General features: G+C 69.4%; 26 protein-coding genes and 1 tRNA gene. 19 read left to right on the forward strand and 8 right to left on the reverse strand.

Going from position 1 to position 26,778, the window contains the following annotated elements:
- Position 1: 1 nt before the first annotated feature.
- A complete protein-coding gene (locus tag AB0H93_RS40565) occupies positions 2 to 502 on the forward strand; it encodes a DUF501 domain-containing protein (protein ID WP_358581367.1) in 501 nt (166 codons plus the stop codon).
- Positions 503 to 645: 143 nt separating this feature from the next.
- On the opposite strand, the gene AB0H93_RS40570 is transcribed toward AB0H93_RS40565, so the two are convergent.
- Entirely contained in the window at positions 646 to 2,259 is a 1,614-nt protein-coding gene (locus tag AB0H93_RS40570) for an acyl-CoA dehydrogenase family protein (RefSeq protein ID WP_358581370.1), read from the reverse strand.
- A 199-nt stretch (positions 2,260 to 2,458) separates the two neighbouring features.
- On the opposite strand from AB0H93_RS40570, the gene AB0H93_RS40575 reads away from it, so the two are divergent.
- From AB0H93_RS40575 to AB0H93_RS40605, 7 genes are all read left to right on the forward strand, one after another.
- On the forward strand, positions 2,459 to 4,162 hold the full coding sequence (locus AB0H93_RS40575) for a lytic murein transglycosylase (RefSeq protein WP_358581372.1): 1,704 nt from the start codon (positions 2,459 to 2,461) through the stop codon (positions 4,160 to 4,162).
- A gap of 250 nt (positions 4,163 to 4,412) precedes the next feature.
- The gene (locus AB0H93_RS40580; protein ID WP_358581374.1) at positions 4,413 to 5,366 is read left to right on the forward strand and encodes a Ppx/GppA phosphatase family protein; all 954 of its coding nucleotides are present in this window, start codon (positions 4,413 to 4,415) and stop codon (positions 5,364 to 5,366) included.
- A 205-nt stretch (positions 5,367 to 5,571) separates the two neighbouring features.
- A complete protein-coding gene (locus AB0H93_RS40585) occupies positions 5,572 to 7,200 on the forward strand; it encodes an ABC transporter substrate-binding protein (protein ID WP_358581377.1) in 1,629 nt (542 codons plus the stop codon).
- Between the two features lie 73 nt (positions 7,201 to 7,273).
- Positions 7,274 to 8,200 carry an ABC transporter permease gene (locus tag AB0H93_RS40590; protein ID WP_358581380.1) on the forward strand — a complete coding sequence of 309 codons (927 nt, stop codon included), beginning with the start codon at positions 7,274 to 7,276 and terminating at the stop codon, positions 8,198 to 8,200.
- Positions 8,193 to 9,152, forward strand: coding sequence for an ABC transporter permease (locus tag AB0H93_RS40595; RefSeq protein WP_358581382.1), 960 nt, complete (start codon positions 8,193 to 8,195; stop codon positions 9,150 to 9,152). Before AB0H93_RS40590 ends, AB0H93_RS40595 begins: the two co-directional genes overlap by 8 nt.
- A 20-nt stretch (positions 9,153 to 9,172) precedes the next feature.
- On the forward strand, positions 9,173 to 10,174 hold the full coding sequence (locus AB0H93_RS40600; protein WP_358581428.1) for an ABC transporter ATP-binding protein: 1,002 nt from the start codon (positions 9,173 to 9,175) through the stop codon (positions 10,172 to 10,174).
- The gene (locus tag AB0H93_RS40605; protein WP_132488638.1) at positions 10,167 to 11,168 is read left to right on the forward strand and encodes a dipeptide ABC transporter ATP-binding protein; all 1,002 of its coding nucleotides are present in this window, start codon (positions 10,167 to 10,169) and stop codon (positions 11,166 to 11,168) included. Before AB0H93_RS40600 ends, AB0H93_RS40605 begins: the two co-directional genes overlap by 8 nt.
- A 137-nt stretch (positions 11,169 to 11,305) precedes the next feature.
- Here the strand turns inward: AB0H93_RS40605 and AB0H93_RS40610 are convergent, their stop codons facing one another.
- Entirely contained in the window at positions 11,306 to 11,878 is a 573-nt protein-coding gene (locus AB0H93_RS40610) for a helix-turn-helix domain-containing protein (protein ID WP_358581386.1), read from the reverse strand.
- 100 nt (positions 11,879 to 11,978) lie between these two features.
- Here AB0H93_RS40610 and AB0H93_RS40615 point away from each other — a divergent pair, with 100 nt between their 5' ends.
- On the forward strand, positions 11,979 to 12,869 hold the full coding sequence (locus AB0H93_RS40615) for an NmrA/HSCARG family protein (protein ID WP_358581389.1): 891 nt from the start codon (positions 11,979 to 11,981) through the stop codon (positions 12,867 to 12,869).
- Between the two features lie 55 nt (positions 12,870 to 12,924).
- Here the strand turns inward: AB0H93_RS40615 and AB0H93_RS40620 are convergent, their stop codons facing one another.
- From AB0H93_RS40620 to AB0H93_RS40630, 3 genes are read right to left on the reverse strand one after another with little or no spacing between them, the layout of a single operon-like run.
- A complete protein-coding gene (locus tag AB0H93_RS40620; protein ID WP_132488644.1) occupies positions 12,925 to 13,164 on the reverse strand; it encodes a helix-turn-helix transcriptional regulator in 240 nt (79 codons plus the stop codon).
- A 16-nt stretch (positions 13,165 to 13,180) separates the two neighbouring features.
- Positions 13,181 to 14,017 carry an ABC transporter permease gene (locus AB0H93_RS40625; RefSeq protein WP_358581392.1) on the reverse strand — a complete coding sequence of 279 codons (837 nt, stop codon included), beginning with the start codon at positions 14,015 to 14,017 and terminating at the stop codon, positions 13,181 to 13,183.
- On the reverse strand, positions 14,014 to 15,027 hold the full coding sequence (locus AB0H93_RS40630) for an ABC transporter ATP-binding protein (protein ID WP_358581395.1): 1,014 nt from the start codon (positions 15,025 to 15,027) through the stop codon (positions 14,014 to 14,016). Before AB0H93_RS40630 ends, AB0H93_RS40625 begins: the two co-directional genes overlap by 4 nt.
- A 584-nt stretch (positions 15,028 to 15,611) precedes the next feature.
- Here AB0H93_RS40630 and AB0H93_RS40635 point away from each other — a divergent pair.
- Complete coding sequence (locus AB0H93_RS40635) at positions 15,612 to 16,112, forward strand: hypothetical protein (RefSeq protein WP_358581397.1); 501 nt, start codon at positions 15,612 to 15,614, stop codon at positions 16,110 to 16,112.
- A gap of 71 nt (positions 16,113 to 16,183) precedes the next feature.
- On the opposite strand, the gene AB0H93_RS40640 is transcribed toward AB0H93_RS40635, so the two are convergent.
- Both AB0H93_RS40640 and AB0H93_RS40645 read right to left on the reverse strand, forming a co-directional pair.
- Complete coding sequence (locus AB0H93_RS40640; protein ID WP_358581400.1) at positions 16,184 to 16,348, reverse strand: hypothetical protein; 165 nt, start codon at positions 16,346 to 16,348, stop codon at positions 16,184 to 16,186.
- A gap of 70 nt (positions 16,349 to 16,418) precedes the next feature.
- A complete protein-coding gene (locus AB0H93_RS40645) occupies positions 16,419 to 17,891 on the reverse strand; it encodes a peptidase S10 (protein ID WP_358581403.1) in 1,473 nt (490 codons plus the stop codon).
- Between the two features lie 85 nt (positions 17,892 to 17,976).
- On the opposite strand from AB0H93_RS40645, the gene AB0H93_RS40650 reads away from it, so the two are divergent.
- The 9 genes from AB0H93_RS40650 (at position 17,977) to AB0H93_RS40690 (ending at position 25,376) form a co-directional block, all read left to right on the forward strand.
- On the forward strand, positions 17,977 to 18,717 hold the full coding sequence (locus AB0H93_RS40650) for a uracil-DNA glycosylase (RefSeq protein ID WP_358581430.1): 741 nt from the start codon (positions 17,977 to 17,979) through the stop codon (positions 18,715 to 18,717).
- Positions 18,718 to 18,787: 70 nt separating this feature from the next.
- A complete protein-coding gene (locus AB0H93_RS40655) occupies positions 18,788 to 19,177 on the forward strand; it encodes a hypothetical protein (protein WP_358581405.1) in 390 nt (129 codons plus the stop codon).
- Positions 19,178 to 19,256: 79 nt separating this feature from the next.
- Complete coding sequence (locus AB0H93_RS40660) at positions 19,257 to 19,778, forward strand: N-acetyltransferase family protein (RefSeq protein ID WP_358581408.1); 522 nt, start codon at positions 19,257 to 19,259, stop codon at positions 19,776 to 19,778.
- Positions 19,779 to 19,878: 100 nt separating this feature from the next.
- Positions 19,879 to 20,268, forward strand: coding sequence for a hypothetical protein (locus AB0H93_RS40665; RefSeq protein WP_358581410.1), 390 nt, complete (start codon positions 19,879 to 19,881; stop codon positions 20,266 to 20,268).
- Positions 20,250 to 20,684 (forward strand): PIN domain-containing protein, encoded by a 435-nt coding sequence (locus AB0H93_RS40670; RefSeq protein WP_358581412.1) that lies wholly within the window; start codon positions 20,250 to 20,252, stop codon positions 20,682 to 20,684. Before AB0H93_RS40665 ends, AB0H93_RS40670 begins: the two co-directional genes overlap by 19 nt.
- Positions 20,685 to 20,978: 294 nt before the next feature.
- Positions 20,979 to 22,301 (forward strand): NAD(P)/FAD-dependent oxidoreductase, encoded by a 1,323-nt coding sequence (locus AB0H93_RS40675; RefSeq protein ID WP_358581414.1) that lies wholly within the window; start codon positions 20,979 to 20,981, stop codon positions 22,299 to 22,301.
- A gap of 320 nt (positions 22,302 to 22,621) precedes the next feature.
- Positions 22,622 to 23,758, forward strand: coding sequence for a hypothetical protein (locus AB0H93_RS40680; RefSeq protein ID WP_358581416.1), 1,137 nt, complete (start codon positions 22,622 to 22,624; stop codon positions 23,756 to 23,758).
- A gap of 108 nt (positions 23,759 to 23,866) precedes the next feature.
- Positions 23,867 to 23,940, forward strand: a tRNA-Leu gene (locus tag AB0H93_RS40685).
- 17 nt (positions 23,941 to 23,957) lie between these two features.
- The gene (locus tag AB0H93_RS40690; protein ID WP_358581418.1) at positions 23,958 to 25,376 is read left to right on the forward strand and encodes a tyrosine-type recombinase/integrase; all 1,419 of its coding nucleotides are present in this window, start codon (positions 23,958 to 23,960) and stop codon (positions 25,374 to 25,376) included.
- Between the two features lie 253 nt (positions 25,377 to 25,629).
- Here the strand turns inward: AB0H93_RS40690 and AB0H93_RS40695 are convergent.
- Positions 25,630 to 26,778, reverse strand: a 1,149-nt coding sequence (locus AB0H93_RS40695; protein ID WP_358581421.1) for an N-acetylmuramoyl-L-alanine amidase, incomplete at its 5' end; no start/stop codon positions are given.

Below are 26,778 nucleotides of genomic sequence, written 5' to 3' on the forward strand. Positions count from 1 at the left end.
GGTGAACTCGGGCGTGCCGGCGATCAGCGATGCGGATCGGGAGTGCATCCGGCGGCAGCTCGGTCGGCCGCCGCGCGGGCTGCACGCGATCGCGGCGCGGGACACGGCCGGAGATCCCACGGTGGTGCAGACCTGGCCCCGGCTGGAGGACGGCACCCCGTTCCCGACGCTGTACTACCTGACCGCGCCGCAGCTGGTGTCGCACGCCTCCACCTTCGAGGCCGAAGGCCTGATGCGGGAGATGGCCGACCGGCTCGCCGCCGACCCGGACCTGGCGGAGCGCTACCGCCGGGCGCACGAGTCCTACCTCGCGGAGCGCAACGCGCTCGAATCACTGGGCACCGAGGTCAGCGCGGGCGGCATGCCGGACCGGGTCAAGTGCCTCCACGTGCACATCGCCCACGCCCTGGCGAAGGGCCCCGGGGTGAACCCGTTCGGCGACGAGGCGGTCGACCTGATCGCCGAACGCTGGCCCGAACACCGCTACCTGCTCAACCGCTGACCCGCCCCGGCGCACCGCCCCGGAGGTCCGGGTCGGACGTCCGGCTCGGAGGTCCGGGGCGGAGGTTTGGCGGCTCGGAGGTCCGCAATTTCAATGGAAATCAGAGGTTCGATTTCCATTGAAATTGCGGGAGCGTCACCGCGTCACCGCATCGGAGCGATCCGGTCGAGGAGGGCGCGGGCGCCCGGGATCGACGTCGCACCGAAGGTGCGTCCCGAGGCGCCGAGCCGCGTAGCGGCGAACGCCTCCGCGACGTGCGACGGCGCGTAGCGCAGGAGCAGCGACGCCTGGAGCGTCAGCGACAGGAGCTCCGCGAGGCCGCGCGCCCGTTCGGGCGCCGGCGCGGCGAGCTCGCCGCGGAGCGTGCGCAGCGCAGCGTCGTAGTCGGCGTGGCCGCCGGAGGCGGCTTCGAGCTCAGCGAGGACGGCGTCCAGTGTGGACGGTTGCTTTTCCAGGGCTCGCAGGAGGTCCAGGGCCGTCACGTTGCCCGAGCCTTCCCAGATCGAGCTCAGCGGCGCTTCCCGGTACAGGCGCGGCATTCCCGATTCTTCGACGTAGCCGTTGCCGCCCAGGCATTCCAGCGCTTCCGCCACCACCGCCGGGGCTCGCTTGCAGACGTAGTACTTCGCCGCCGGTAGCGCCAGGCGCAGCAGGTCGTTCTCGCCCTGCTCGACCGCCGCCGCCAGGCGCATCGCCAGCGTCGTCGCCGCTTCCGATTCCAGCGCCAGGTCCGCCACCACGTTCTGCATCAGCGGCTGGTCCGCGAGCCGGTGGCCGAACGCGCTGCGGTGCCGCACGTGGTGGGCCGCCTCCGACAGCGCGATCCGGACGTTCGCCGCCGAGCCGAGCACGCAGTCGAGCCTGGTCATCGACACCATCTCGATGATGCAGCGGACCCCGCGCCCCTCCTCTCCGATCAGGTGGCCCAGCGCTCCCGCGTACTCGATCTCGGCCGATGCGTTGGACTTGTTGCCCAGCTTGTCCTTCAGCCGCTGCAGGCGGATCTCGTTGCGGGTGCCGTCCGGCAGCACCCGCGGCACCAGGAAGCAGCTCAGCCCGCCGGGCGCCTGCGCCAGGGTCAGGAACAGGTCGTTCATCGGCGCCGAGGTGAACCACTTGTGCCCGACGAGCCGGTAGGTGCCGTCCGCGAGGGGCTCGGCGGTGGTGGTGTTGGCCCGCACGTCCGAGCCGCCCTGCTTCTCCGTCATCGACATGCCCGCCAGCAGCGCCGACTTCTCCTGCGGCGGGCGCAGCCCGAACTCGTAGGCGGAAGCCGCCAGCTTCGGCTCGTACTCGCCGGCCAGCTCCGGCGCGTACCGCAGCGCGGGCACGGCGGAGTACGTCATGGAGATCGGGCAGCCGTGCCCGGCCTCGACCTGCGACCAGAGGTAGAAACCCGCCGCGCGGCGCAGGTGCGCGCCCGGTCCCAGCGACCACGGCGCCGCGTGCAGGCCGTGGTCGATCGCGCGCGACATCAGCCAGTGCCAGGACGGGTGGAAGTCGACCTCGTCGACCCGGTTGCCGTAGCGGTCGTGGGTGCGCAGCACCGGCGGGTGCTCGTTGGCCAGCCGACCGTGCTCGCGTGCCTCGGCCGAGCCCGCCTCCAGCGCCAGCGCGGTGAGATCGCCGACGGCGTAGCGGGTGAGCGCTGCGCCCAGGGCCGGGTCGCAGGCGAGCGGGTCGAACCCGGCCAGCGGCGGCGGCTGGTTGGCCACGCCGTGGGTGGTGAACGCGGTCGGCTCGTCGATGAGCGTCATGCTCGGAGAGTAGGCGCAAACCCCCTCCGGAAAGCACGGGTTCGGGTGATCATTTCCGCCCGCACGGAGCAATGGGGCCGGTTGGCCGGGGCCGCCGCCAGTCGTACGGGTGATGTGCCCGCCCGCCATCCGGCGTTCCTCGAACCGGTGGTGTATCCAGGGATCCGTCTCGGTTTTTCCGGTGATGTTCGATCTGGGGATGGAGCTAGTGACGGCTCGCAACAAGCGCCACGGCAAGCACGAGTGGAAGTCGGTGCCGCGGCTCGGTGCCGCAGCGCGGCGGAGGGCGCGGAGGTGGGTCGCGCTGACGGCCCTGGCTCCGGTGCTGCTGGTGCCGACCACGTTGATGGCGGCGTCGAGTTCGTTCCTGGCGGAGCCGCGGCACCCGGTCCTGGGGGATCCGGACTCGCGCGAACTGGGCGTCAACGGAAACCTCCCGCAGGCACCGCTGCTCAGCCCCGAGGTGCTGGAACGGGCGGCCGATCCGCAGCGGCTCGCCGCCGAGGCGGAACACCAGGTGGAGCTGCCGACCGGGTCGCTGGGCATCCCGGAGCCGATGCTGGGCGCGTACGTCAAGGCCGCGCGCCAGGTGGAGCGCAGCTGCGGCCTGCACTGGTCCGTGCTCGCGTCGATCGGCCGGATCGAGTCGGGCCACGCGCGTTCCGGCAGCGTCGACGTGCTCGGCACGACGGTCCGGGCGGTCCTCGGCCCGCGGCTGTCCGGCGGGCCGGGCATCGCGGCGATCCCGGACACCGACGCGGGCCGCTACGACGGCGACCCGGTGTGGGACCGGGCGGTCGGGCCGATGCAGTTCATCCCGTCGACGTGGAACAAGTTCGCCGTCGACGGCAACGACGACGGCGTCGCCAGCCCGCACAACATCCACGACGCGAGCCTCGCGGCGGCGCGCTACCTCTGCAGCGGCGGCGGTGACCTGCACGATCCGCAGAGCCTCGCGGCGGCGGTGTTCCGCTACAACCACTCCGACAGCTACGTGCGGACGGTGCTGATCTGGGCGGCGGCGTACGCGAAGGGCGTGACGCCGACGCCGTCGGAGCTGGCACCGGAGGTCGGCGACGTGCTCGACGGCGAGCGCCTGCCGGACGGCCCGCAGGTGCTGGCGATGGGACCGGCGGCCCCGGCGCCCGCGCAAGCACCGTCCCCGGCGTCTGCGCCGCCTGCCGCGCCCGCGCCGACCGGCCCGCCGCCGCCCGCGCCGGAATCCCGTCCCGCGGAGCCGCAGATCAGCATCGCGCCGCCGGAGATCGCGCGGCCGTCCGCGCCGGAGCTCGACCCGCCGGTCGAGACCCCGCCGAACTCGACGCAACCGGGCCAGCTGCCCGTGCCCCAACCGGCACCGCCGGGCGCGACGCAGCCGGGCCCGCCGGCGACGGCGCCCCAGCCCGGTCCGCCGCCGAGCTCGACACCGCCCAGTCCGCCGAGCGGGACGCAGCCCAGCCCGCCGCCGAATGGGACGCAGCCCGGCCCACCGCCGAGCACGACGCAGCCCGGCCCGCCGTCGAACGGGACGCAGCCCGGCCCGCCGTCGAACGGGACTCAGCCGGGCCCGCCGCCCGACTCGTCCCAGCCCGGCCCGCCGCCTCCGGCAGACCCGGCCACGCCGCCAGGCGCCCCGCAGGACCCGCCGCCTCCGGCGGAGCAGCCCGCGGCTCCGCCGCCGGAACCGACGAGCCCGCCCTCGTCGACGCCGGACGAGGCGCCGAAGGCTTGCGATCCGACGGTTCTCGCCAACGGCGAGTTCGCCATGTCGCCGGGCGGGGTCCCCGGCGCGAGCGATCCGCACAGCGCGGTGCCGGGCCAGACCGTCTACGTCGATCAGGGAACGGCGGGTCAGCTCGCACCCTGCATCGTCCCGGACGGCTTCGCCGCCCCGCCTCAGTGAGCCTTCGGGGCCGCCGCACGGGCTGTCGGGCCCTCGTGCTGCGCGGTTTCGCGCGAAAACGGCTTCGCCACGCCTGTCGCGAAAACGGCGCCCCGCACCGAGCGGCCACCGCCACGTCGGGAACAGCCTCCGCAGCGGGTCTGAGGGCTCGTCGTCGCCGCATGTCGGGGTCGTCCGGGGAGCTCTGGGTGGCCGGTAGCGTTAGCGGTGGGTGCGCGGTGGGCGGCCCCGGCGAGCGAGGAGGACGCGGATGTCACGGGTGGCGGCTATCGACTGCGGGACCAATTCGATCCGCCTGCTGGTGGCAGACGTGACCGTGCACGACGATGGTCGGCGCGACCTGCGCGACATCTACCGCGCGATGAAGATCGTCCGGCTGGGGCAGGGCGTGGACGCCACCGGGCGGCTGGCCGACGAGGCGCTGGAGCGCACCCGGGCGGCGCTGGTCGACTACGCCGCGATCGCCGTCCGAAAGGGCGTCGAGCGGATCCGCATGGTCGCCACCTCGGCCACCCGGGACGCGTCCAACCGCGAGGACTTCTTCGCGATGGTGCGGGAAACGCTCGGGGTCGACGCCGAGGTGATCACCGGCGACGAGGAGGCGCGGCTGTCGTTCACCGGCGCGGTCGGCGACCTCGACCCGGAGGACGGGCCGTTCGTGGTGACCGACATCGGCGGTGGCTCCACCGAGCTGGTCGTGGGCACCTGGGACGGCGTGCGCGCGGACATCACCGCGGCGCATTCCGCCGACGTCGGCTGCGTGCGGCTGACCGAGCGCTGCCTGCACAGCGATCCGCCCACCGACGAGGAGGTGCGGGAGGCCGAGAAGGTGACCCGGCAGATCCTCGACGACGCGTTCGCCGCCGTGGACTGCTCGGGGGCGCGAACCTGGGTCGGGGTGGCCGGCACGGTCACCACTTTGTCCGCCATCGCGCAGGAACTGCCCGAATACGATCCGGTGGCAATTCATCTTTCCCATGTTTCCCAGAAAAGAGTCGAACAAATCACCGAGAACTTGCTCGGGATGTCGCACGACGAGCGCGCCGCGATCGGCGCCATGCATCCGGGACGGGTGGACGTGATCGGGGGAGGTGCGCTGGTCGTGAAGGTGTTGGCGGAGGAATTGGCGGAGCGCGCGGGCATTTCCGCCATGACTGTCAGTGAGCATGACATTCTCGACGGTATAGCCCTGTCTATCAGCTAGTTCCCGGTATGTGGACACCACATTCCACCTTTTGGGTGAAGAATCGACTGTACCGATTCAGAAAGTGACGGCTTTGTGACAGGGCATTGCCGTGAACGGGTTCTCACTTATGTTTACGCTCGTCTGACGCGGCGGTGAATGATCCGCCGCGCGTGATGACCCCGGAAATCACTGCTGGGGCACGCGTGGAAGCGGGAGGACCTACATGCGAAAGGGACGTTTGGCCGCAATGGTCGCGGCCCCGCTGGCGGTGGCGATGCTCGCCACTGCTTGCGGTGGTGGCGGCAGCGGCTCCGGAGAGGACGGCATCATCACCCTCGACTGGGGTGAGCCGGAGAATCCTCTGGTCCCGGCGAACACCACCGAGGAAAACGGTGGCTTCATCGTCAACGCCATGTTCACCGGCCTGGTCGAGTACCGAGCCAGTGATCTGAAGGTGGAGAACCAGGTCGCGGACTCGATCGAGAGCACCGACCACCAGAACTACACGATCAAGCTGAAGCCGGGCTGGACGTTCCACGACGGGACCCCGGTCAAGGCCAAGAACTTCGTGGACGCCTGGAACTACAACGCATACGGTCCGAACGGCCTCCAGGGTGCCAGCTTCTTCGAGCTGATCGACGGCTACGACCAGATGCAGTCCGAAGACCCGGACGGCGAGGACGGCCCGCAGCAGGCCCCGGCGCCGGCGGCCAAGGAGCTGGCCGGCCTCAAGGTCGTCGACGACAACACCTTCACGGTCAAGCTGAAGCAGCCGTTCACGATCTTCCCGGTGGTGCTGGGCTACTCCGCCTACATGCCGCTCCCGGACTCGTTCTTCAAGGACCCGAAGGCCTTCGAGGCCCACCCGGTCGGCAACGGGCCGTTCAAGTTCGAGTCCCGCGTTCCGAACCAGGAGCTCAACCTCGCCGCGTACGAGAACTACGCGGGCACGAACAAGCCGACCATCAAGGGCGCCAAGTTCAAGGTCTACGAGCAGCTCGACGGCGCCTACCAGGACCTGGTCTCGGGCAACCTGGACTTCCTGCGGGCCATCCCGGTCTCCGCGCTGGTCGGCGACAAGTGGAAGCAGGACCTCGGCGAGCGCGCGAAGCAGAAGCCGGGCCTGCTGACCCAGACGATGGGCTTCCCGATCTACGACGAGAAGTTCAAGAACCCCTTGCTGCGCAAGGCGATCTCGATGTCGGTCGACCGCAAGACGATCACCCAGCAGGTGTTCGCCGGCGGTCGTGACCCGATGGACGGCTTCGCCACCCCGGCTGTCGAGGGCTACCGCCCGAACCAGTGCGGTGAGGCCTGCGAGTTCAACCCGGAGAAGGCCAAGCAGTACCTGCAGCAGGCGGGTGGCTTCCAGGGCGTGCTGACCGTCGAGACCAACGGCGACGGCGGCCACAACGAGTGGGCGCAGGCCGTGGCCGCGAGCATCAAGCAGAACCTCGGCATCGAGACCCAGTTCGTCCCGGTCCCGACGTTCGGTGAGTTCCGGCAGAAGGCCAACTCGTTCAAGTTCTCCGGCCTGTTCCGGACCGGCTGGAAGGCCGACTACCCGAACATCGAGACCTTCCTGACCCAGCTGTACCGCACGAACGCGTCGTCGAACGACTACAAGTACAGCAACCCGGCGTTCGACGCGGCGCTTGACAGGGCGAACGCGGCTCCCACCGTCGAGGAGGCCACCGCCGCCTACGCCGATGCGGAGAAGCTGCTGGCCGACGACCTGCCGCTGGTCCCGCTGTGGTCGCAGCCGGTGCAGTACGGCTTCTCGGAGCGGATCGCTGAAGGTGAGGTCAAGGCTTACCGTGAGCTTGACCTGACCACGGTGCGCCTGAAGTAAGAACCGAGCCGGAGCCCGGCCCGCCGTGATCCGGCGGGCCGGGCCCTGCATTGGCTGTGATTAGGAGGCCCGAATGGGTCGCTACGTGTTGCGGCGGCTGCTGCAACTGATCCCGGTGTTCATCGGGACAACTCTGATCATCTACTTGCTCGTCTGGGCGATTCCGGGTGACCCGTTCGCGGGAAAGTGCGGCGACCGCGGCTGTCCGCCCGCCTACATCGCCGAGATGCACGCGAAGTACAACCTCGACGATCCGCTGGTCGTCCAGTACTTCAAATACCTGGGGAAGCTCCTCACCGGTGACTTCGGGGAGACCTACGCGGGCGTGCAGATCAGCACGCTGATCCAGAACGCCTACCCGACCACCATCAAGCTCGCCGTCGTCGCGCTGATCATCGAGGGTGTCATCGGCCTGGCGGCCGGCATCCTGACCGGCCTGCGCGGCCGCGGCTTCCTGGACAACCTGGTCCTGGTGTCCACCCTGTTCCTGATCTCGCTGCCGGTGTTCGTCACCGGTTTCGTGCTGCAGATCACCCTGGGCAGCGAACTCGGCATCATCAAGCCGACGGTCAGCGCGAATCCGTCCATCGGTGAGCTGATCGTGCCCGGCTTCGTGCTCGGCTCGCTGTCCATGGCCTACGTGGCGCGGCTGACCAGGACCAGCATGATGGAGAACCGCCACGCGGACTTCGTCCGGACCGCGGTCGCCAAGGGCCTGGAGCCCAAGCGCGTGGTCGGCGTGCACCTGCTGCGGAACTCGCTGATCCCGGTGATCACCTTCCTGGGGACCGACCTCGGCACGCTGATGGGTGGCGCGATCGTCACCGAGGGCGTGTTCAACATCCGCGGTATCGGCGGCCTGGTCTTCAAGTCGATCCTGACCAAGGAAGGCGCCACGGTGACCGGGATCGTCACCCTGCTGGTGCTGGTTTACCTGCTGATGAACCTGCTCGTGGACATCCTCTACGCGGTTCTCGACCCGAGGATCCGATATGACTGACCAAAGCGCTTCCAGTCTGGTCACAGGCCCGGCCGTCGGGCCGGACGAACCGGTGCCCGCCACCAGCGGCGGCAAGAACAGGAAGCCCCGCGGCCTCTGGGGCGACGCGTGGCTGGACCTGCGGCGCCGCCCGCTGTTCCTCGCGGCGTCGCTGATCATCCTGGCGCTGCTGTTCATCGCCGCGTTCCCGAGCGTGTTCACCTCGGCCGACCCGGCCTTCCAGGACCTCTCCAAGGTGCGGCAGACCCCGTCCGCGGACGCCTGGTTCGGCTACGACAACCTCGGCCGGGACATCTTCGCCCGGGCCGTCTACGGCACCCGTGCGTCGATCGCGGTGGGCCTGCTGGCCACGCTGCTGACCGTGGTGCTCGGCGGCGCCGTCGGCATCATCGCCGGCTACTTCGGCGGCTGGGTGGACAACCTGCTGTCCCGGTTCTCCGAGATCTTCCTGGGCCTGCCGTTCGTGCTGGGCGCGATCGTCATCCTGACCACCTTCAACGCCGAGGTGGCCATCCCCAGCTCGACGCGGATCATCGCCCAGGTGGTGCTGACGATCGCCGTGCTGTCGTGGCCGATCTCGATGCGCATCATGCGGTCGGCGGCGATCTCGGCGAAGCAGCAGGACTACGTGAAGGCGGCTCGGGCGCTCGGTGCCAGCGCGCCGCGGATCATCATGCGGCACATGCTGCCGAACTGCCTCGCGCCGGTCCTGGTGTACTCCACGATCGCGCTGGGCGGCTTCATCGGTGCCGAGGCGACGCTGTCGTTCCTGGGCATCGGGTTGCGCGACCCGGTCGTGTCGTGGGGCGTGATGATCGCCGAGTCGCGGAACTACATCCAGGCGGCGCCGCACCTGCTGTTCTTCCCGGCCGGGTTCCTGGTCGTCACGGTGCTGGCGTTCGTGATGCTCGGTGACGCCGTGCGCGACGCGCTCGACCCGAAGCAGAAGTAGGAGAAACCGCTTTGTCTACTGTGGACAACAAGGCCCCGGCGGAGCGGCTGCTGGAGGTCGAGGACCTGCACGTGGAGTTCCGCACCCGGGACGGCGTCGCCAAGGTCCTCAATGGCGTCAGCTACCACGTCGACGCCGGTGAAACCCTCGCGGTGCTGGGCGAATCCGGCTCGGGCAAGAGCGTCACCGCGCAGACCATCATGGGCATCCTGGACATCCCGCCGGGTGCGATCACCGGTGGGACGATCAAGTACCAGGGCGAGGACCTGCTCGCCGCGTCGGACCGCCGCCGGCGGGAGCTGCGCGGCGAGTCGATGGCGATGATCTTCCAGGACGCGCTGTCCGCGCTGAACCCGGTCTACACCGTCGGGTTCCAGATCGCCGAGCAGCTGCGGACCCGCCGCGGCATGTCCCGCAAGGACGCCATGGTCAGGGCCGTCGAGCTGCTGGACCAGGTGAAGATCCCGAACGCGAAGCAGCGCGTGAAGGAGTACCCGCACCAGTTCTCCGGCGGCATGCGGCAGCGCGCGATGATCGCGATGTCGCTGGCGCTGGACCCGGACCTGCTCATCGCCGACGAGCCGACCACGGCGCTGGACGTCACGGTGCAGGCCCAGATCATGGACCTGCTCGACGAGCTGCGCCGGGACCGCGGCATGGGCCTCATCCTGATCACCCACGACCTGGGCGTGGTCGCCGAGGTCGCGGACCGGATCGTGGTGATGTACGCGGGCCGGATCGTGGAGAGCGCGGACGCGTACTCGCTCTACAAGCAGCCGGGCCACCCGTACACCGAGGGCCTGATGCGGTCGATCCCGCGCCTGGACCTCAAGGGGCAGGAGCTGGAGACCATCAAGGGGCTGCCGCCGAACCTGCTCGCGGTGCCCCCGGGCTGCCCGTTCCACCCGCGCTGCGCGCGCGCCGAGGCACGCTGCAGCCAGGAGGTCCCGACCTACCACCAGCTGGGCCTGGGGCGGGTCAGTGCCTGCCACTTCGCCGAGGAGTTGATTACCCGTGGCTGAGCCGATCCTCCAGGTGCGGGACCTGGTCAAGCACTTCCCGGTGACCCAGGGCGTGCTGTTCAAGCGCACCATCGGCCACGTGCGTGCCGTCGACGGCGTGTCGTTCGACCTCAACCGCGGCGAGACCCTCGGCGTGGTGGGCGAGTCCGGCTGCGGCAAGTCGACCCTGGCGCAGGTGCTGATGCGGCTGGAGAAGCCGACCAGCGGCAGCGCGCTGTTCGAGGGTCGCGACATGTTCAAGATGCACGGCGCCGAGCTGCGCAAGCTGCGGCGCGATCTGCAGATCGTGCTGCAGGACCCGTACACCTCGCTGAACCCGCGGCGCACCGTCGGCGACATCATCGGGGAGCCGTTCGAGATCCACCCCGAGGTGGCGCCGAAGGGCGAGCGGCGGCGGAAGGTGCAGGAGCTGCTGGAGGTGGTCGGGCTCAACCCGGAGCACATCCAGCGCTACCCGCACCAGTTCTCCGGCGGTCAGCGGCAGCGCATCGGCATCGCGCGGGCGCTGGCGCTGCGGCCGAAGGTGATCATCTGCGACGAGCCGGTGTCGGCGCTGGACGTGTCGATCCAGGCGCAGGTGATGAACCTGCTCGGCGACCTGCAGCAGGAGTTCGGGCTGTCGTACGTGTTCATCGCCCACGACCTCGGCGTGGTCCGCCACCTGTCGGACCGCGTGGCGGTGATGTACCTGGGCAAGGTCGTGGAGATCGGCTCCGACGAGCAGATCTACGAGCACCCGCAGCACCCGTACACGCAGGCGCTGCTGTCGTCGGTGCCGGTGCCGGACCCGACGCTGCGCGGCAAGCGCGAGGTGATCCGCCTGACCGGCGACGTGCCGAGCCCGGCGAACCCGCCCTCGGGCTGCCGCTTCCGCACCCGCTGCTGGAAGGCGCAGGACATCTGCGCGGAGCAGGTCCCGGAGCTCGAGGTCCGCCTGGGCAGCCACCCGTCGGCCTGCCACTTCGCGGAGGAACGCCCCCGCGTGGTGTCCTGACGGGAGAGTTTCGAGGCGGAGGCGCCTTCGAGCCGCTGGCTCGGAGGCGCCTTTCGCTTGTCCGATGGCTCGGTTCGGTCGGAGTCGCGAGCGGTTCGGATCGCGGTGGCGCTCCAAAGCGCTCGCGAGCCCGGGGGTCAGCCGAGCGGGCGGAGGCCTGCGTAGAGGACCGCCAGTTCGCTGGCCGGGCGTTGTTCGGCGACCGCTCGGCGGTACATGTTCAGGCCCCCCACGATCAGCGACCGCAGCTCCGCCGTCGTCAGGTCCGCGCGTACCGCGCTCGCCTGCTGCGCGCGTTCCAGGAGGGTGCCGATGGCGTCGTTGAAGTCGGTTTCCAAGCAGGCCGTTCTCGGTGGCTGCCCGGTCGATTCCAGCGCGTCGCAGATGTCCTTGTTCAGCGCGGCGTGCTCGATGACGCGCTGGAAGTAGTCGAAGAACGCGCGGCCGGGATCGCCGGACTCCGCCTGGTCGCGGGCGTCGTCGACCATCGCGCGGATCCGCTCCGCCACGACGGCCTCGAAAAGCGCTTCCTTGGTGGGGAAGTGGCGGTAGACGGTGCCGGGGCCGACGCCGGCGCGGCGGGCGATGTCGTCCAGCGGGACGGCCAGTCCTTCGGCGGCGAACAGCTCCTGGGCCGCGGCGAGGACCCGTTCGCGGTTGCGCTGGGCGTCCGCGCGCAGCCGTTTTCCGGGGGCGTTCTCGGTCGTCACGGGTCGAGCCTACCGCTTTCGTGGACAACCGGGGCGATCGTTCCGTATCGTGCGAAGCGGGGCGCACGTTCCGGTTGCGCCCGTCGATGCGGAGGCCGAAGTGTCCAAACCAGAAGGAATCGTGCTCGTCGTCGGAGCCACCGGGCAGCAGGGCGGCGCCACGGCCACCCGGCTGCTCGCCCGCGGCTGGCGCGTTCGAGCACTCACCCGCAACGCCACCGGAGCCGCCGCGCGGCGGCTGGCCGGGGCCGGCGCGGAACTGGTCCAAGGCGACATGGACGACCGGGAAGCGCTCGATGCCGCGATGCGGGGCGTGCACGGCGTTTTCAGCGTCCAGCCGACCTTCATCACGCCCGAGCTGTCCCCGGGCATCAGCCACGAGGACGAACGCCGCTGGGGCAAGAACGTCGCGGACGCCGCGAAAGGCACCGGCGTGCAGCACCTCGTCTACGCCTCGGCGGTCAACGCGGATCGGTGCACCGGCGTCGTCACGCTGGAGAACAAGAGGGAGATCGAGGAGCACATACGCGCGCTGGGAATTCCGGCCACGATGCTGCGGCCGGTGTCGTTCATGGAGAACTACGTGGCGATGATGCCCGGCCAGGCCGCCGCGGGTGACGAACTGGTGAGCGCGGTCCGGGCCGACGTGTCGCAGCCGCTGATCGCGCTCGACGACATCGGCGAGTTCGCCGCGCTGGCCTTCGAGAATCCCGGCGACTACACCGGCCGGGCGGTGGAGATCGCCGGGGATTCGCTGACACCGCCGGAGATCGCGGACGCGCTGTCCCGCGCGACCGGTCGGCGGCTCCGCCACGTCGAGCTGCCGCTGGAGCCGCTGCGCGAGCAGAACCCCGACCTCCACCGCGCCTACACGGCGATCAACGAGCTCGACATGACGGTGGACATCCCGGCCCTGCGCCGCCGCCACCCGGGCCTGATGACCTTCGAAACCTGGCTGTCGACCCGGGGCCGGGCCCTGCTCGGCGCCTGAATGCGTCGTGAGTGCTGGGTCCGGTGAGAACCGGACCCAGCACTCACGAGCCGGCTCAGGCGGAGCGTTCTCCCGTGCCGATGCGGGGGAAGGGGTGGATGGAGAACACCACTTCGACCGGCACCTCGAAGTGCTCCGCGATGCGCAACGCCAGGTGCAGGCTCGGGCTGTACTCGCCGCGCTCCAGGTAGCCGATCGTCTGGTAGTGCACGCCGAGTGCTTCGGAGAGCTGCCGGCGGCTGATCCCGCGTTCGGCCCGCAACATCGCGATGCGGTTGTAGATCGTCTCGCTCATGTTCTCCTCCGCCACGTCAGCGAATTCGCTGTATGGCCTTCTCGCGGCGCGCGGCCACGCTCGACCCCGACTCGCGCCGCGCCATCCGGCGCAGCACGACAGGAGCCACCACCAGCCCGATCACGGCCCACAGGCCGAGCACCCCGACAGTCTCCAGGTGCCGCCAGGATTCGCCGATCTCGGCCGCCGCCATCGCGTCCGGCAGCAGCGCCGAGCGCATGCCCAGCCCCAGCCAGTACATCGGGAACGCCTGCGCGATCCACTGCAGCCACTGCGGGTACTCGGTGATGGGGTAGAAGATCCCGGAGATCGCGATCAGCCCCATCATCGGCACCATGACCATGCCCAGGCTCCGCGGGCTGGAGAACAGCGAGCCGATGATCGCCCCGATCGGCATCGTCGCGACCAGCCCCAGCACCAGCACCCACGCGAGGGTCAGCCAGGTGTCGACGCCGGTGGCGAGGCCGTCGAACATCACCAGGCCGGGCACCAGCAGGACCAGCAGGCTGACCAGCGACATGCAGCCGACCAGCGTGATCTTGCCGATCAGGTAGCCGAGCATCCCGTCGGGGGTCGCCTTGGCGCGCAGCAGGGTGCCGTCCTCGCGCTCGACGGTCAGCAGCTGGGCGATGTTGATCAGCCCGGCGAACCCGATGCCCATGCCGAGCGCCCCGGGCAGCGTCATCGCGCCCAGCGAGAAACCGGCCACGGTGGACCCGCTCTGGAACGACATCACGACCAGCAGGATCACGGTGGGGAACAGGTAGCCCCACAGGTCCAGGGCGGTGGTCAGGGTCTGGCGGAATTCGATCCAGCCGCGCTGCAGGCCGGCTCGTGCTGCGGTCGCCTTCACCGGTTCGCCTCCTCGGTGCCGCCGTTGTTCTCCGTGGAGCCGTTGTTCTCCGTGGAAAAGGCCAGCGCGACGTTCTCGCCCCGCCCGGATTCGTGGGCGCGCACCATCGCCATGTAGGTGTCCTCCAGGGTCGCCCGGCGCACCTCCAGTTCGGTGATCTCGTCGCCGTGCTGCGCGAACAGGCCCCGGACGAACCGGGTGGCGTCGGCGGTCGGGTGCACGAAGCGCTGACCGTTCCGGGTCCACTTCACCTCGGACTCGGCGGCCACCTGCCGGGACAGCTCGTCGGCGGAGCCGTCGGCGACGATCCGGCCGCCGGCCAGGATCAGGATGCGGTCGGCCAGCTTCTCGGCCTCGTCCAGGTCGTGCGTGGTGAGCAGGATGCCGGTGTTGTCGTCGTCGGCGAGCCGGTGCACGAGGTCGTGGAACTCGCGGCGGGCCTGCGGGTCGAAGCCGACCGTGGGCTCGTCCAGGAACAGCAGCTCCGGGCGCCCGACGATGCCGATCGCCACGTCGAGCCGGCGGCGCTGGCCACCGGAGAGCTGGCCGACCCGCTTGTTCTCGTGCTCGGACAGGCCGACCGCCGCGACGAGTTCGCCGACGTCCCAGGGGCGGGTGATCCGGTCCGTGGAGTACGGCGCGTAGTAGGTCCCGAGGTGCGCCAGCAGTTCCCGGACTCGCCACTTGCTGTGGTCGCGCCAGGACTGCAGCACGACGCCGAGCCGCGCCCGCCAGCGCTCGTCGCCGTGCGCCGGGTCGGCGCCGAGCACCTGGACGTCGCCGCCGGAGCGCATCCGGAAGCCCTCCAGGATCTCGATCGTCGTGGTCTTGCCCGCCCCGTTCGGCCCCAGCAGCGCGACCACCTCGCCGCGGCGCGCGGTGAGGTCGACGCCCTTGAGGACATCGGTCGTGCCGTAGCGCATCCGCAGGTCGCGGACGTCGAGCACGGTGTCCTCGTCCGGTAACCGCACCGGCGGCGGTGGCGCCTCCGATTCATTCGCGACTGTCATAACCCCAGTGCCTCTCGTAGCAGTGGTAGCCCAGTATGTAGCACACATACTACACATCGAAGGATCACTGCTCCGGTCGCCGCGGAGACCGCGGCGGGCGGCGGGGCGAGTGGGACGAATCGGGAAGACTGCCGCGATTGCCTGGTCGTGCGATTGTGATCATTGGCGAATTCGCTCGGCGAAGTCTCGACGTGAAATTGCTTTCGGATTCGTCATCGTGCTATTCCGGCGTGATCGAATGGCGCATCGGAAATGATCTCTGTGGGTGGATCAAACCTTGCTCCCCGCGTGTCGCGAAAAAGGGTGCAGTGCGCCTTCGGTCTGCTGCTGGTATCTCGTTGAGCTGGGAAAATGACCATCACAGTTGCGCTCACCGATTCGTGTCCCCGTTTTCCTGAAAGTGGTATCACCGAATGAGGTGAGTGCTTGGATTTCGAGTTGTCGTCCTTTGTGGAGCGGCCGATACGGTATTCAGTGCGAGGCCTCCGGGGGAGCATTGGGCTGGATCCGGTTCGCCTCGTCCGAATCGATCGGCGCGAAACTCGTCGCCGCACGTCCCGGTTCTCATGGAAGGAAGTGCCTTGATGCGTACTGCGAAGCGCGTGCTGGCTGTTGCCGCGGTGAGCTTCCCGCTGCTGCTCGGAGCGACGGCCGTGGCGATGGCCGACGGCCACCACGACGGATCTCCCACGCAGCAGCAGAACCAGGACGAAGTCCAGGTGAGCAAGCCGACGAACACGAACGTCTCGCCCGCGAACGTGATCCAGATCGGCGGCCACAAACAGGTCGCCGTCACCGGCTCGAACCAGACCAACAACGCCGACCAGAACCAGGAAGGCGACTGGGACGGCAACGCCCAGGCCCAGCTGGTCAAGGACGGCGGCTCGCCGACGCAGGTGCAGAACCAGGACGAGATCCAGGTGAGCAAGCCGACGAACACGAACGTCTCGCCCGCGAACGTGATCCAGATCGGCGGCAAGGAGCAGAGCGCCGTCACCGGCTCGACGCAGACCAACAACGCGAACCAGAACCAGGTCGGGGACTGGGAGGACAACACCCAGGCCCAGGTGGTCGGCCACCACTGACCTCTCAAGGCCCCGTTCCTGTTCGGAGCTGGGCCTTCTGGCGGGTTCGGTCCGCTGCGGCGTGTCCCGGTTCAGGGGGAGATCGCCCGGCGGGCGGCGGCGATCAGCCAGTGGTGGACCAGCGGCCCGAACAGCGCGGCGAAGTACGGCAAGCAGCTGCCCGGGCCGGTCTGGCTGCGGGAAGGGATATCGCCCGAGCACGCCAGGGTGGCCATCTCGCTGATGGGGCTGATCATGCTCGCGGCGTCGGCCGAGCGAATCGCGGCCCCCGCTCCGATCCGAGCGGGGGCCGCGATTCGCACCGGGCTACGGGCGGGTGCTCACGAACTCCGCGAGGTCCGCCGACTGCTGGATTCGGGACTCCTCGTGGACGTACATCATGTGGCCCGCCGGGTAGTAGCGGACGTCGATGTTCTCCCGCAGCCGCTCCGGGATCGGCACCTGCGCCAGCACGTGCTCGGCGGCGAAGTACGGGGTCGCGCCGTCGGTGTAGCCGCAGCCGACGTGGACCCGCAGGTGCGGGTTGGCCTGGAACGCCGCGCCGAGCTTGTCCACAACGGACACGCTCGCGCCCTCGAACTCCTTGTACGACCAGGGATGCACCCGGCTGGACAGCGTCTCGTACGGCAGATCGCTGGCGTAGTCGAGCTCTTCGCGCAGGTAGTGGTTGATCGCCGCCGAGTAGGCGCCGCGGATGCCGGAGATGCTCGGGTCGTCGGTGAAGTGCTCCCCGGCGGCATCCCGCTCCCAGCCGGTGAACCGGCCGTCCATCCGGCCCACCGTCTCCCGCCGGTCGCGCAGCAGCTCCGTGAAGAACCGGATGTGCTCGATGCGCAGGTTCGCGCGGTCCACGTAGTCCTCGGACAGCCCGGACAGCGAGGCGACCCGCCGCACGATGTCCTCGCGCTCGGACGCGCTCAGCCGCGCGCCGCGCGCCAGCGCCCACGGGTAGTCCTCGGCGGCGAACTTCTCCGCCTCGTCCAGCACCTCGCGCAACGGGCGGTCGCCGTGCTTGCCGTGGTAGTGCGCGATCGCCGCGTACGTCGGCAGGAACAGCGAGTACGGCAGGTCGTTGCCCTCGGTGAACCGGATCGTTCCCATGTCCAGCACGGACGAGATCAGCAGCAGGCCGTTCGGGTAGAGGCCGTGCCGCGACTGGAGGTGCTCGGCGAGCGCGGCCGCGCGCAGCGTGCCGTAGGACTCGCCGGCGAGGTACTTCGGCGACATCCAGCGGCCGTTGCGGGTGGTCCACAGCCGGATCACCTCGGCGATGGACTCGATGTCCTTCTGGTATCCGTGGAAATCGCCGGGAGTGCCGCCCTCGACCGCCCTCGAGTACCCGGTGGACACCGGGTCGATGAACACCAGATCGCTGTGCCGCAGAAGGGTTTCCGGGTTGTCGGCCAGCCCGTACGGCGGCGGCGCGAGGTCGCCGGCGTCACCGGAGACGACCCGCCGCGGGCCGAGCAGTCCGACGTGCAGCCACACGCTGGAGGAGCCAGGGCCACCGTTGAACGCGAACGTCACCGGGCGGCTGCCGGGTTCGCCGTCGGCCACGTACGAGGTCAGGAAGACCTCGGCCTTCGGCTTGAAACCCTCGAACTTGCCGTCGGCGTGGACCTCCTCGCGCAGCACGATGCGGCCCGTCGTCGCGGTGTAGGCCAGTTCCGCGCCGTCGGCGGTGATCGTGTGGTGGGTGCTGACCAGATCGTCGACCGGCTCGGCCGGGGTGGTGGATTCCTGCTTCGCCTCGTCGGCCTTGTCCTCGCTGGCTGCCATGCCGCCCACATTACGTGCCGTCGAACGGGTTTTCTGCCACTTTTGGGAGGTGCCAGAAACGACCTCCCGGCTGATCGACGACCCGATCGACGACCCCTCCGCCGCGGCCCCGGGGGCCGCCGACCTGGCCGGCCTGGACGAGCTGGTCACCCGCTGCACGGCCTGCCCGCGGCTGGTCGAGTGGCGGGAGGAGGTCGCGCGGGTCAAGCGCGCGGCGTTCCGCGACCAGGAGTACTGGGGCCGGCCGGTGCCCGGCTTCGGCCCGCCGGACGCGGCGATCGCGATCGTCGGGCTGGCGCCGGCGGCGCACGGCGGCAACCGGACGGGCCGGATCTTCACCGGCGACCGCTCCGGCGACGTCCTCTTCCAGGCGCTCTACGACGTCGGCCTGGCGTCCCAGCCCGAGGCGTGGCACATCGACGACGGTTTGACGTTGCACAGCACCAGGATCACGGCGCCGGTGCACTGCGCCCCGCCCGCCAACAAGCCGACGCCGGCGGAGCGCGACACCTGCCGCCCGTGGCTGGTCCGCGAGCTCGACCTGCTGCGCCCGACGCTGCGAGCGGTCGTGGTGCTGGGGGCGTTCGGCTGGCAGGCCCTGCTGCCGGTGCTGGCGGACGCGGCCTGGCAGGTCCCGAAGCCCCGCCCGAAGTTCGGCCACGACGCCCACGCGGAACTCCCGGCCACGGACGGCGGAGCAGCCCTCCACCTCCTCGGCTGCTACCACGTCAGCCAGCAGAACACCTTCACGGGAAAGCTGACCCCGGCGATGCTGCGCGGCGTGCTGGAGCACGCGAAGGAACTCGCCGGGGTGCGTCGGCGGTGAGTGGCGTGATCGCGAAGTGGGTTCGCCGCGACCGGCGATCTCCGCTCCGCCGCGTCGCTACCATCTGCCGATGGTCCGCAGCAGGAAGAAGGCTCGACGCCTCGTGATCGACGACGCGACCTTCTTGTGGTCGGTGCGTCACCAGCACCACGTCGAGCAGGACCGGGGCCAGGTCTGCCGCGAGGTCCTCGCGATCGGCCGTGCCGGAGCGCGTGGGCGAGTCCGGATCGTCTTCCAGGGAGGCGCCGGGCGGCTGGTCCCCGATGGCCTGCTGCACTCCGGAGGCGTTGGCGCCGGGGGGAGTTGGCTCAACCTGCACGAGCCGGGCACCGTTCGAGCCCTGCTCGACGAGGCTTTGGCCGGCGGCTGGGACCCGAACGATCCGTCGACCAAGCAGATCGACGGCTGGCTCCTGTTCGACGCGGTGTCTGCGCGCCGGAACGCGCCCCAGTCCGTCTGACCGTGCCCCGGCGGAACGGTTCTGTGAACACCTCGTTACGCGTCGAGGCCGGTCGGCCGGTTCCTGGCAGCATGTCGGGATGGCCGCGAAATTGGTGGTCCGGGACGCCGAAGCCGGTGACGCGGAAGCGATCGGCGAGCTGTTCCGGGGGTACGTCGAGACAACCGTGACGACGTTCGAGGAAGTGCCGCCGACGGCGCAGGACTGGCGGGTCAAGATCGGCGCGGTAGCGCGAGACGGCTGGCCGTTCCTGGTGGCGACGCTGGAAGGCGATCTGGTCGGCTACGCCTACGTGTCCCCGTGGCGACCCAAGCCCGCCTACCGCCACACCGTCGAGAACACGATCTACCTGCACCCGGGCCACGTCGGGCGCGGCATCGGCCGCCACCTGCTCGGCGAACTCCTGCGGCGCGCGGCAGCGGCGGGCGCGCACCAGGTCATCGCCGTGATCGCGGATACCGGCAACCCGGCATCGGAGGTACTGCACCGCAAAGCGGGGTTCGAGGCCGTCGGGAAGCTGAACGAGGTCGGCCACAAGAAGGGGAAGTGGATCGACACGACCCTGATGCAACTCGACCTGACGACCCAGAACACCCGCTGACCGGCCTCTGGAGACGTTCCGCGTGACTCGAACGAGTGGACCTCATTTCAGTCATCGATGCAGGTAGACGGGTGTTTACCACTGTCGGTAGCATTGTCGCATGAGTGCCGTGCCGCATGAGCCTGCAGGTGGGCTTCCGGGTAGAGATGCCGACTTCGCCGAGCGGTTGGCCTGGCTGTTGAGCCAGTACCGCGAACTCGACTCGAGAGCGGCTGCGCCCGAAGGCGCTCCGGATCTCGACTCCGCGCGCAACGTGCGGTCGCTCGGGCGGGCTCGCAAGGTCAGCGTGTCCATGCCCGAAGACCTGACCTCGGCCGTCCAGCACCGGGTGGGGCGGGGAGCGTTCAGCCAGTACGTCACCGACGCGGTGGCCAAGCAGCTCGAGCTCGATCTCGTGGCCGAACTCGCCGAGCTGCTCGAGGCGGAGCACGGGCCTGTACCGGAGGAGTACTTGGCGGAGGCGGGGGCGGCATGGCCGGACGTCGAGTAGCCGCAGGCGGGGCGCTCGTTCTCGACAGCGGGGGCCTGTCGAAGCTCGCCACCGGGGATGGGCGTGCCCGCGCGTACCTCGAGACTGCGCGGCTTCGGCGCTCCAGGGTCGTGGTCAGTGCGATCACGCTGACCGAGGTGCTTCGCGGATGCGCGCGAGATGCCCTGGTGCACCGCGTGCTGTCCCGGGTCTCGGTCGTTCCTGTGACGCCCGAACTCGCCCGCGCCGCCGGAGAACTCCTTGGTGCGACTGGATTGTCGGGGCATCGCTGTGCGATCGACGCGGTGGTGGCCGCCACGGCGCTGGAGCTCGCGCGGCCGGTGGTGCTGCTGACGAGCGGCCCTGACGATCTGAGCAAGCTCGTCGAAGCGCCTGCGCGTCCGAAGGCTGAGCGGGTGGTCGTGGCGCACGTGTGAGCTCGGGCCTGGTCGGAGCTCGCACGTTCCGGCCCGGTGGGGGCGATCTTCCCGGAAGAATTTTCGCGAGCGTGGGCATCGGCGCTCAAGATTCGGTAGGGTGGCCTGAACCAGCCTCCATGACACCTCGGTGACGTCACTCTGACGTCACCCGCCGCCGCCCCTGCGGTGCGCGTACGCAGCGCGTTTGTTCGTGCACAACGCGTTGACCGTGATCGATGCCACCCGCGACTGGCGTCACATTAAGGGGGGTCGGCGCAGCGCGAATACGGTCAGTGGTGCGACCATGAAGGCATGGCTGGTAAATCCGATCCCACGCGGATTCTCATCCTCGGCGGCGGTTACGTCGGCATGTACACGGCACTTCAGCTGCAGAAGAAGCTGGGTCGCCGCGAGGCCTCCGTGACGGTCGTCGATCCTCAGCCGCACATGACCTACCAGCCCTTCCTCCCGGAAGCGGCCGCGGGTTCGGTCGAACCCCGCCACGTGGTAGCGCCACTGCGACGAGTGTTGAAGCGGTGCCATGTGGTCACCGCCGCTGTCACCGAGATCAAGCACGACGAGAAGGTCGTGACGGTCGAGAACCCGCAGACCGGTTCCGAGGACATCGCCTACGACGTGCTGGTCGTGGCGCTCGGTTCGGTTTCGCGGCTGCTGCCGATCCCCGGCCTCGCCGAGGAGGGCATCTCGCTGAAGACCGTTGGCGAAGCCACCTACCTGCGCAACCACGTGCTGGGCAAGATGGACGCCGCGGCCAACACCGACGACCCCGAGCTGCGCAACCGGCTGCTGACGTTCACCTTCGTCGGCGGCGGCTTCGCAGGCGTCGAGGCGCTGGCGGAGCTGGAGGACATGGCCCGCTACGCCACGCGCTACTACGACAACATCAAGCCCGACGACATGTCCTGGGCGCTCGTCGAGGCCGCCGGCCGGGTGATGCCCGAGGTCAGCGAGAAGATGGGCGTCTACGTCGTCAAGGCCCTCGAAGAGCGCGGCATCAAGGTCTACCTGAACACCTTCCTGAAGTCCGTCGAGGGCGGGCACGCGGTGCTCTCCGACGGCACGGAGTTCGACACCGACACCCTGGTGTGGAACGCGGGTGTGAAGGCCAACCCGGTGCTGAAGAACAGCGACCTGCCGCTGGACGAGCGCGGCCGGGTCAAGGCCACCGCGCACCTGCAGGTCGAGGGTCTGCCCGGCGTGTGGGCGGCCGGTGACTGCGCCGCGGTCCCGGACCTGTCCAAGACCGAGGAGAACCCCGGCGCCACCTGCGCTCCTTCCGCGCAGCACGCGGTGCGGCAGGCCAACCAGCTGGCCAAGAACATGTTGGCCTCGCTGCGCGGCAAGTCGACCAAGGAGTACCGCCACGCCTACGCCGGCTCGGTCGCCGGCATGGGGCTGTACAAGGGCGTCGCCGACGTCTACGGCTTCAAGGCCAAGGGCTTCATCGCGTGGTTCATGCACCGCTCGTACCACGTGAGCCGGATGCCCACGTTCAACCGCAAGCTGCGCATCATCATCGACTGGACGCTGGCGTTCCTGTTCAAGCGCGAAGTCGTGTCGATGGGTCAGATCCAGAACCCGCGGGCCGCGTTCGAGCGGGCCGCCGAGAGCTGACCGGCGCCGAAGGGCCGGGCACTCGCAGCTACGGGGCCGCGTGCCGGAATGGGCACGCGGCCTTCTTATCCCCGACGCCGTGCTCCGTGCGGGCTATCTGGAGGGCGGCTGACCTTGACAATCCGTAGCGGGAAATCGAAGACTATAGCGAGTTCGTCACCTGAAAGGATGCGTCACACGGGGGAAGGGGTGAATCCCTTGACGCTGAAAGAACTTGCCGCCCTACTGCGGAGCGGCGCAGTTGAGGAAGGTCCGCTCGCGGACTTCGCGGAGGACTACCAGGAAGCATCTCGGGTCTTCCGGAAGAAGGACGACTGAGCATGGACGAGGCCGAGGGACGGCCCGCCGACCTCGGAAACCCGCCCGGGGCGGCCGCCCAGCCGTTCCTCCGTCCGACCCCGATGCTGCTGCAGGGGCAGGACTACTTCTTCCGCTCGCCGGACACGCCGCTGGACTTCCAGGAGCGGATGTTCGGCGCGGACCTCGTCGCCGATGAGCCCGGCGATCCGGTGCCGTGCGTGCTGGTCCTGGCGCGCGCCGCCGACATGGAGATGAACGAGCTGTCGCTGGCGCTGGCCGAGCACGACATCCGCATGGTGCGCATCGATGCCGACCGCAGCCTGGACCTCGCCCTCACCATCTACACGGACACGCCGCTGATCGAGTTCCAGCGCTGGCTGCTGCGGCCGGTCCTGGTCTGGCGGCGGCACTTCGACATCAGCGCGATCCCGGTCGACCCGACCACGGTGCACGGCGCCTACGTCCGCGAGCAGTGGAGCGCGGTCGCGAACTGGCTCGCCTGCCGGGGTGACTGGGATCAGGTGAACTCGGTGCGCTCCACCGAACACCTCGACCGGCTGACGCAGCTGCAGGGCGCGTCGGCGGTCGGCCTGCGGGTGCCCCGGACCGCGGTGACCACCATGCCCGGGCGGAGCCGTCCGGGCGGCGGCCGGTGCATCGTCAAGACGGCCGGGCACCACCTGCTCGAACCCGAGCCGGGCGCGCTGCGCGGCCTCTTCCCGCGCCCCCTGGACATCCGGCTCACCGGCGAGGCCCGCGAGCCGGCGCCGGTGCTGGTCCAGCAGTACCTCGACGCGGATCACGAGCTGCGCGTGTTCGTCATCGGCGATCGGGCGATCGGCTTCCGGGTGCAGAAGCTGGACCCGGCGCAGTTGTGGGTCGATCCTGATTCCGTCGTGGTGGAACGCGTGGAGGTGCCCGAGGACCTGGCCCAGCGGCTGTTGGCGCTGTGCCGGCAGTGGCGGCTGGACGTGGCCGGCTTCGACTTACTCGGCGTCGGCGGCGAATGGGTGTTCCTCGAGGTCAACGTCAACTGCGACTGGCGCTGGTTCGAGCACCGGGCCGACTGCGCGGACGTCTCGACCGCCGTGCACGACTGGGTGCGGAGCCGCTTCACCGAGCTGTCGACCGCGAAGAGCGGGTGGGCGAGCTGGTGACCGAGCGCCCGTCGGAACGCCGAGGTGTCCTTCGGCGGTTCGAGGGAACCGAGCGAAGCGCCACTGCGTCGTAACGTGTGCGGCACACGCCGCGACGAGTTGCTGACCGCCCCCGTAGCCCAACTGGCAGAGGCAGACGACTTAAAATCGTCCAAGTGTCGGTTCGAACCCGACCGGGGGCACTCATCATCGCAGGTCAGTGACCTGGAGGGGCGTTTTCGGGGCTAGCGGGACGGTGGGGGTATCCATCGTCTACTCATCGCTTTGGTCCTCGGCAAGGGAGTCGGAGATGGGGCGACCGCCCCTCCAGATCGGCACTCACGGCAAGATCAACACGACGCAGTTGGACGACGTCGCCTGGCGGGCTCGCACGCGGTTCCGGGCCTTCGACGGCAAGACGCGGCTCGTCGAGCGCTCCGGCCAGACGGAGAAGCGCGCCGTCGAACGGTTGGAGTCCGCGATCGAGCAGCTGCAGAAGTCCCGGGCTCGGCTGACCGTCGACTTCAGGTTCCGTGACGTGGCTGAGGTATGGCTGGGCAAGGTCGCGCAGCGCCGGGCGGCGACGACCCGCGACACCTATGAGCAGACCTTGAAGAGCGTCGTGCTCGACCGGATCGGCGACCTGCGTCTGCGGGAGATCAGCATTCCGGTCCTCGAAGAGTTTTTCGAGAAGCTGGAAGCGGACGGGTATTCGGCGGGCTACCGGCGATCGGTCCGCACGACCGTCCGGGGCACCCTCCAGGTCGCAGTTCGTCATGGGCTGTTGCACAGCAATCCGATGCGGGAGGTCAGCCCGATCGAGGGCCGTCCGCGGAAGGTCCGCGCGCTCACCGCGGAGGAGAGGCGTCGGCTGTTCGCGGGCATGGACGGGTTCGTCCTCGACAGCCGCTGCTCCAGCGGGGCGGATCTCCCGGACCTCGTCCGGTTCCTCCTCGGGACCGGCTGCCGCATCGGCGAAGCCGTGGCGGTGCGGTGGAAGGATGTCAACCTCACCGACAAGCCCGTGGTCGTCGACGGCACGGCAATCCCGCCACGCTCGGTCTGGATCAACGGCAACATCGTCAACGTCAAGGGCAAGGGGTTGGTCCGGCACGGCGGCAAGACGGAGAACGCCGTTCGCATGGTTGCCCTCCCGGAGTTCGTCGTCACGATGCTGACGGTGCGCTGGCTCACTGTGTGGTCGGCAGCCCAGGCAGAGCGGCTCCGTGTGGACCCGCGTGGGACGCTCGACCAGGCGGACAGGCAGGAGCATCCGGCTTGGGGAGCGGAGGGCACTGTTCAGGTCGAGCGCGGCCAGGCGTTCATGGCCGACCGTCTCGAGGAGTCTGTGTTCCCGTCCCGAACGCTGGGGTGGAAGAACCCGAACAACGTGCGGCTCGGCTGGCGAGTGATCCGGGAGGCGATCGGTCTCGGGTGGGTCACGCCGCACGTGTTCCGGAGGACGGCTGCCACTCTGCTCGATGATGCGAAGCTGACCGCACGCCAGATCGCCGACGTCCTGGGCCATTCCCGGCCGTCGATGACCCAGGACCACTACTTGGGGCGTGGATCGGTCCATCCGGCAGCCGCGGCTGCCCTAGACTCCGCCTTCCGGCAAGCGAGCAGGATGCCGCTGTGACGTCGTGTTCGCCTTGCGTCGCGACAAAGCCCTTTTCTCGCCACAACCCTCTCAGCCCACACCCGTTCAGGCGGTTAGGCAAACCCGTAGAGACTCCAGGCGGCTCGACGTGACGCCCTCGCGACTTTGGAAGCCCGACTTGGGTGTCACGGTGGTCAGTACCGACACTTTGCCGTGAGCAGGGTGTCCCAGCGTTGGTCGTGGGCGCGAACAGCCTGCCCGCGGCCAACGCCCTGCGGGCAGGCCCACGACTTCACTGGTGGCGGTATGCGGTGGTGGTTCCGGTGGTGGCGTTCCATTCGATGTAGCCGCCTTGGAAGTCGTTTCGGCGTCCGGCGGGCACCGGGTATTCGTTGCTGGTGGGGTAGCCCAGCCAGGACGTTTCCCAGCCGAGGGCGCCCCAGTGCTCCCGGATGGCTCCGTAGACGAGGTGGGCGTCGGTGGTGGATGTCCAGTAGATGGAGGCGTTCTTGGTGAAGTGGTTGTAGCGGCCGATGGTGTCGGGGGTGGTGAGTTCGTCGGTGGTGGGGTAGCCGGCGGGGCCTGCTTCCCAGCCGTTGGCGGCCCAGGCGTTGCGGATGGCTCCGTGGACGGCGTGCGCGCCGGTGTCCGGTGTCCAGTAGATCGAGGCGTCATGGGTGAAGTGGTTGAAACGGCCGATCGCGTCAGGTGTGGCCAGTTCGTCGGTGGTGGGGTAGACGCCCGCGTTCGGGCCGCCGAGCCGTTGGTAGGTGGCGTGGATGTCGCCCTTGACCCAGTGCGCTGCGAGGTCGCTGCGCCGGGCGATGGTGGAGAAGCCGCTACCGAACACCGTGGCTCGGCCCCCTTCGGGCCAGTTGGTTTCCACCGCGTAGACCGGGCCTGCCGCGTTCTCGCCACCGAGTGCTTGCCATTTCTGGTGGATCGGCCCGCTGCGCCAGTCCCCGGCCAGTTGCGCGGCGCGGTCGCGGACCGATCCGAGGGAGTTGTAGCCGAAGTTGCCGGGGCAGCTGGTTCGACCGACGTCGCGGTGGGCGAAGATGGTGGGCATCGTGACCGGCGTTCCCGCGGCGTACTTCGAGGTGCCACCACCGGCGCTGACGAGTGTGACGCCGCCGAGAGGATCGGCGTAGCTGTTGGCGAGTTTCCACGCGATCATCTGCGACACGGATTCCAGCGTCGCGGCGCTGGGCGAGACCGCGTCGTAGTCACCGATCATCGAGATGCCGAAGACGTGCCGGTTGAATCCGCCGGTGTGGGCGCCGATGGCAGGCAGGTGCAGGCCGCCGGTGCGGCCTTCGAAGATGGTGCCGCACTTGTCGACCAGTGCGTTGTAGCCGATGTCGCCCCATCCGTTGGTCACCGAGTGGTAGTAGTAGATGCCGCGCACCAGTGCTGCGGATTGGTCGCAGGTGTAGTCGTT

The sequence above is a fragment of the Saccharopolyspora sp. NPDC050642 genome (genome assembly GCF_040654735.1).
Taxonomy (GTDB): Bacteria; Actinomycetota; Actinomycetes; order Mycobacteriales; family Pseudonocardiaceae; genus Saccharopolyspora; species Saccharopolyspora elongata.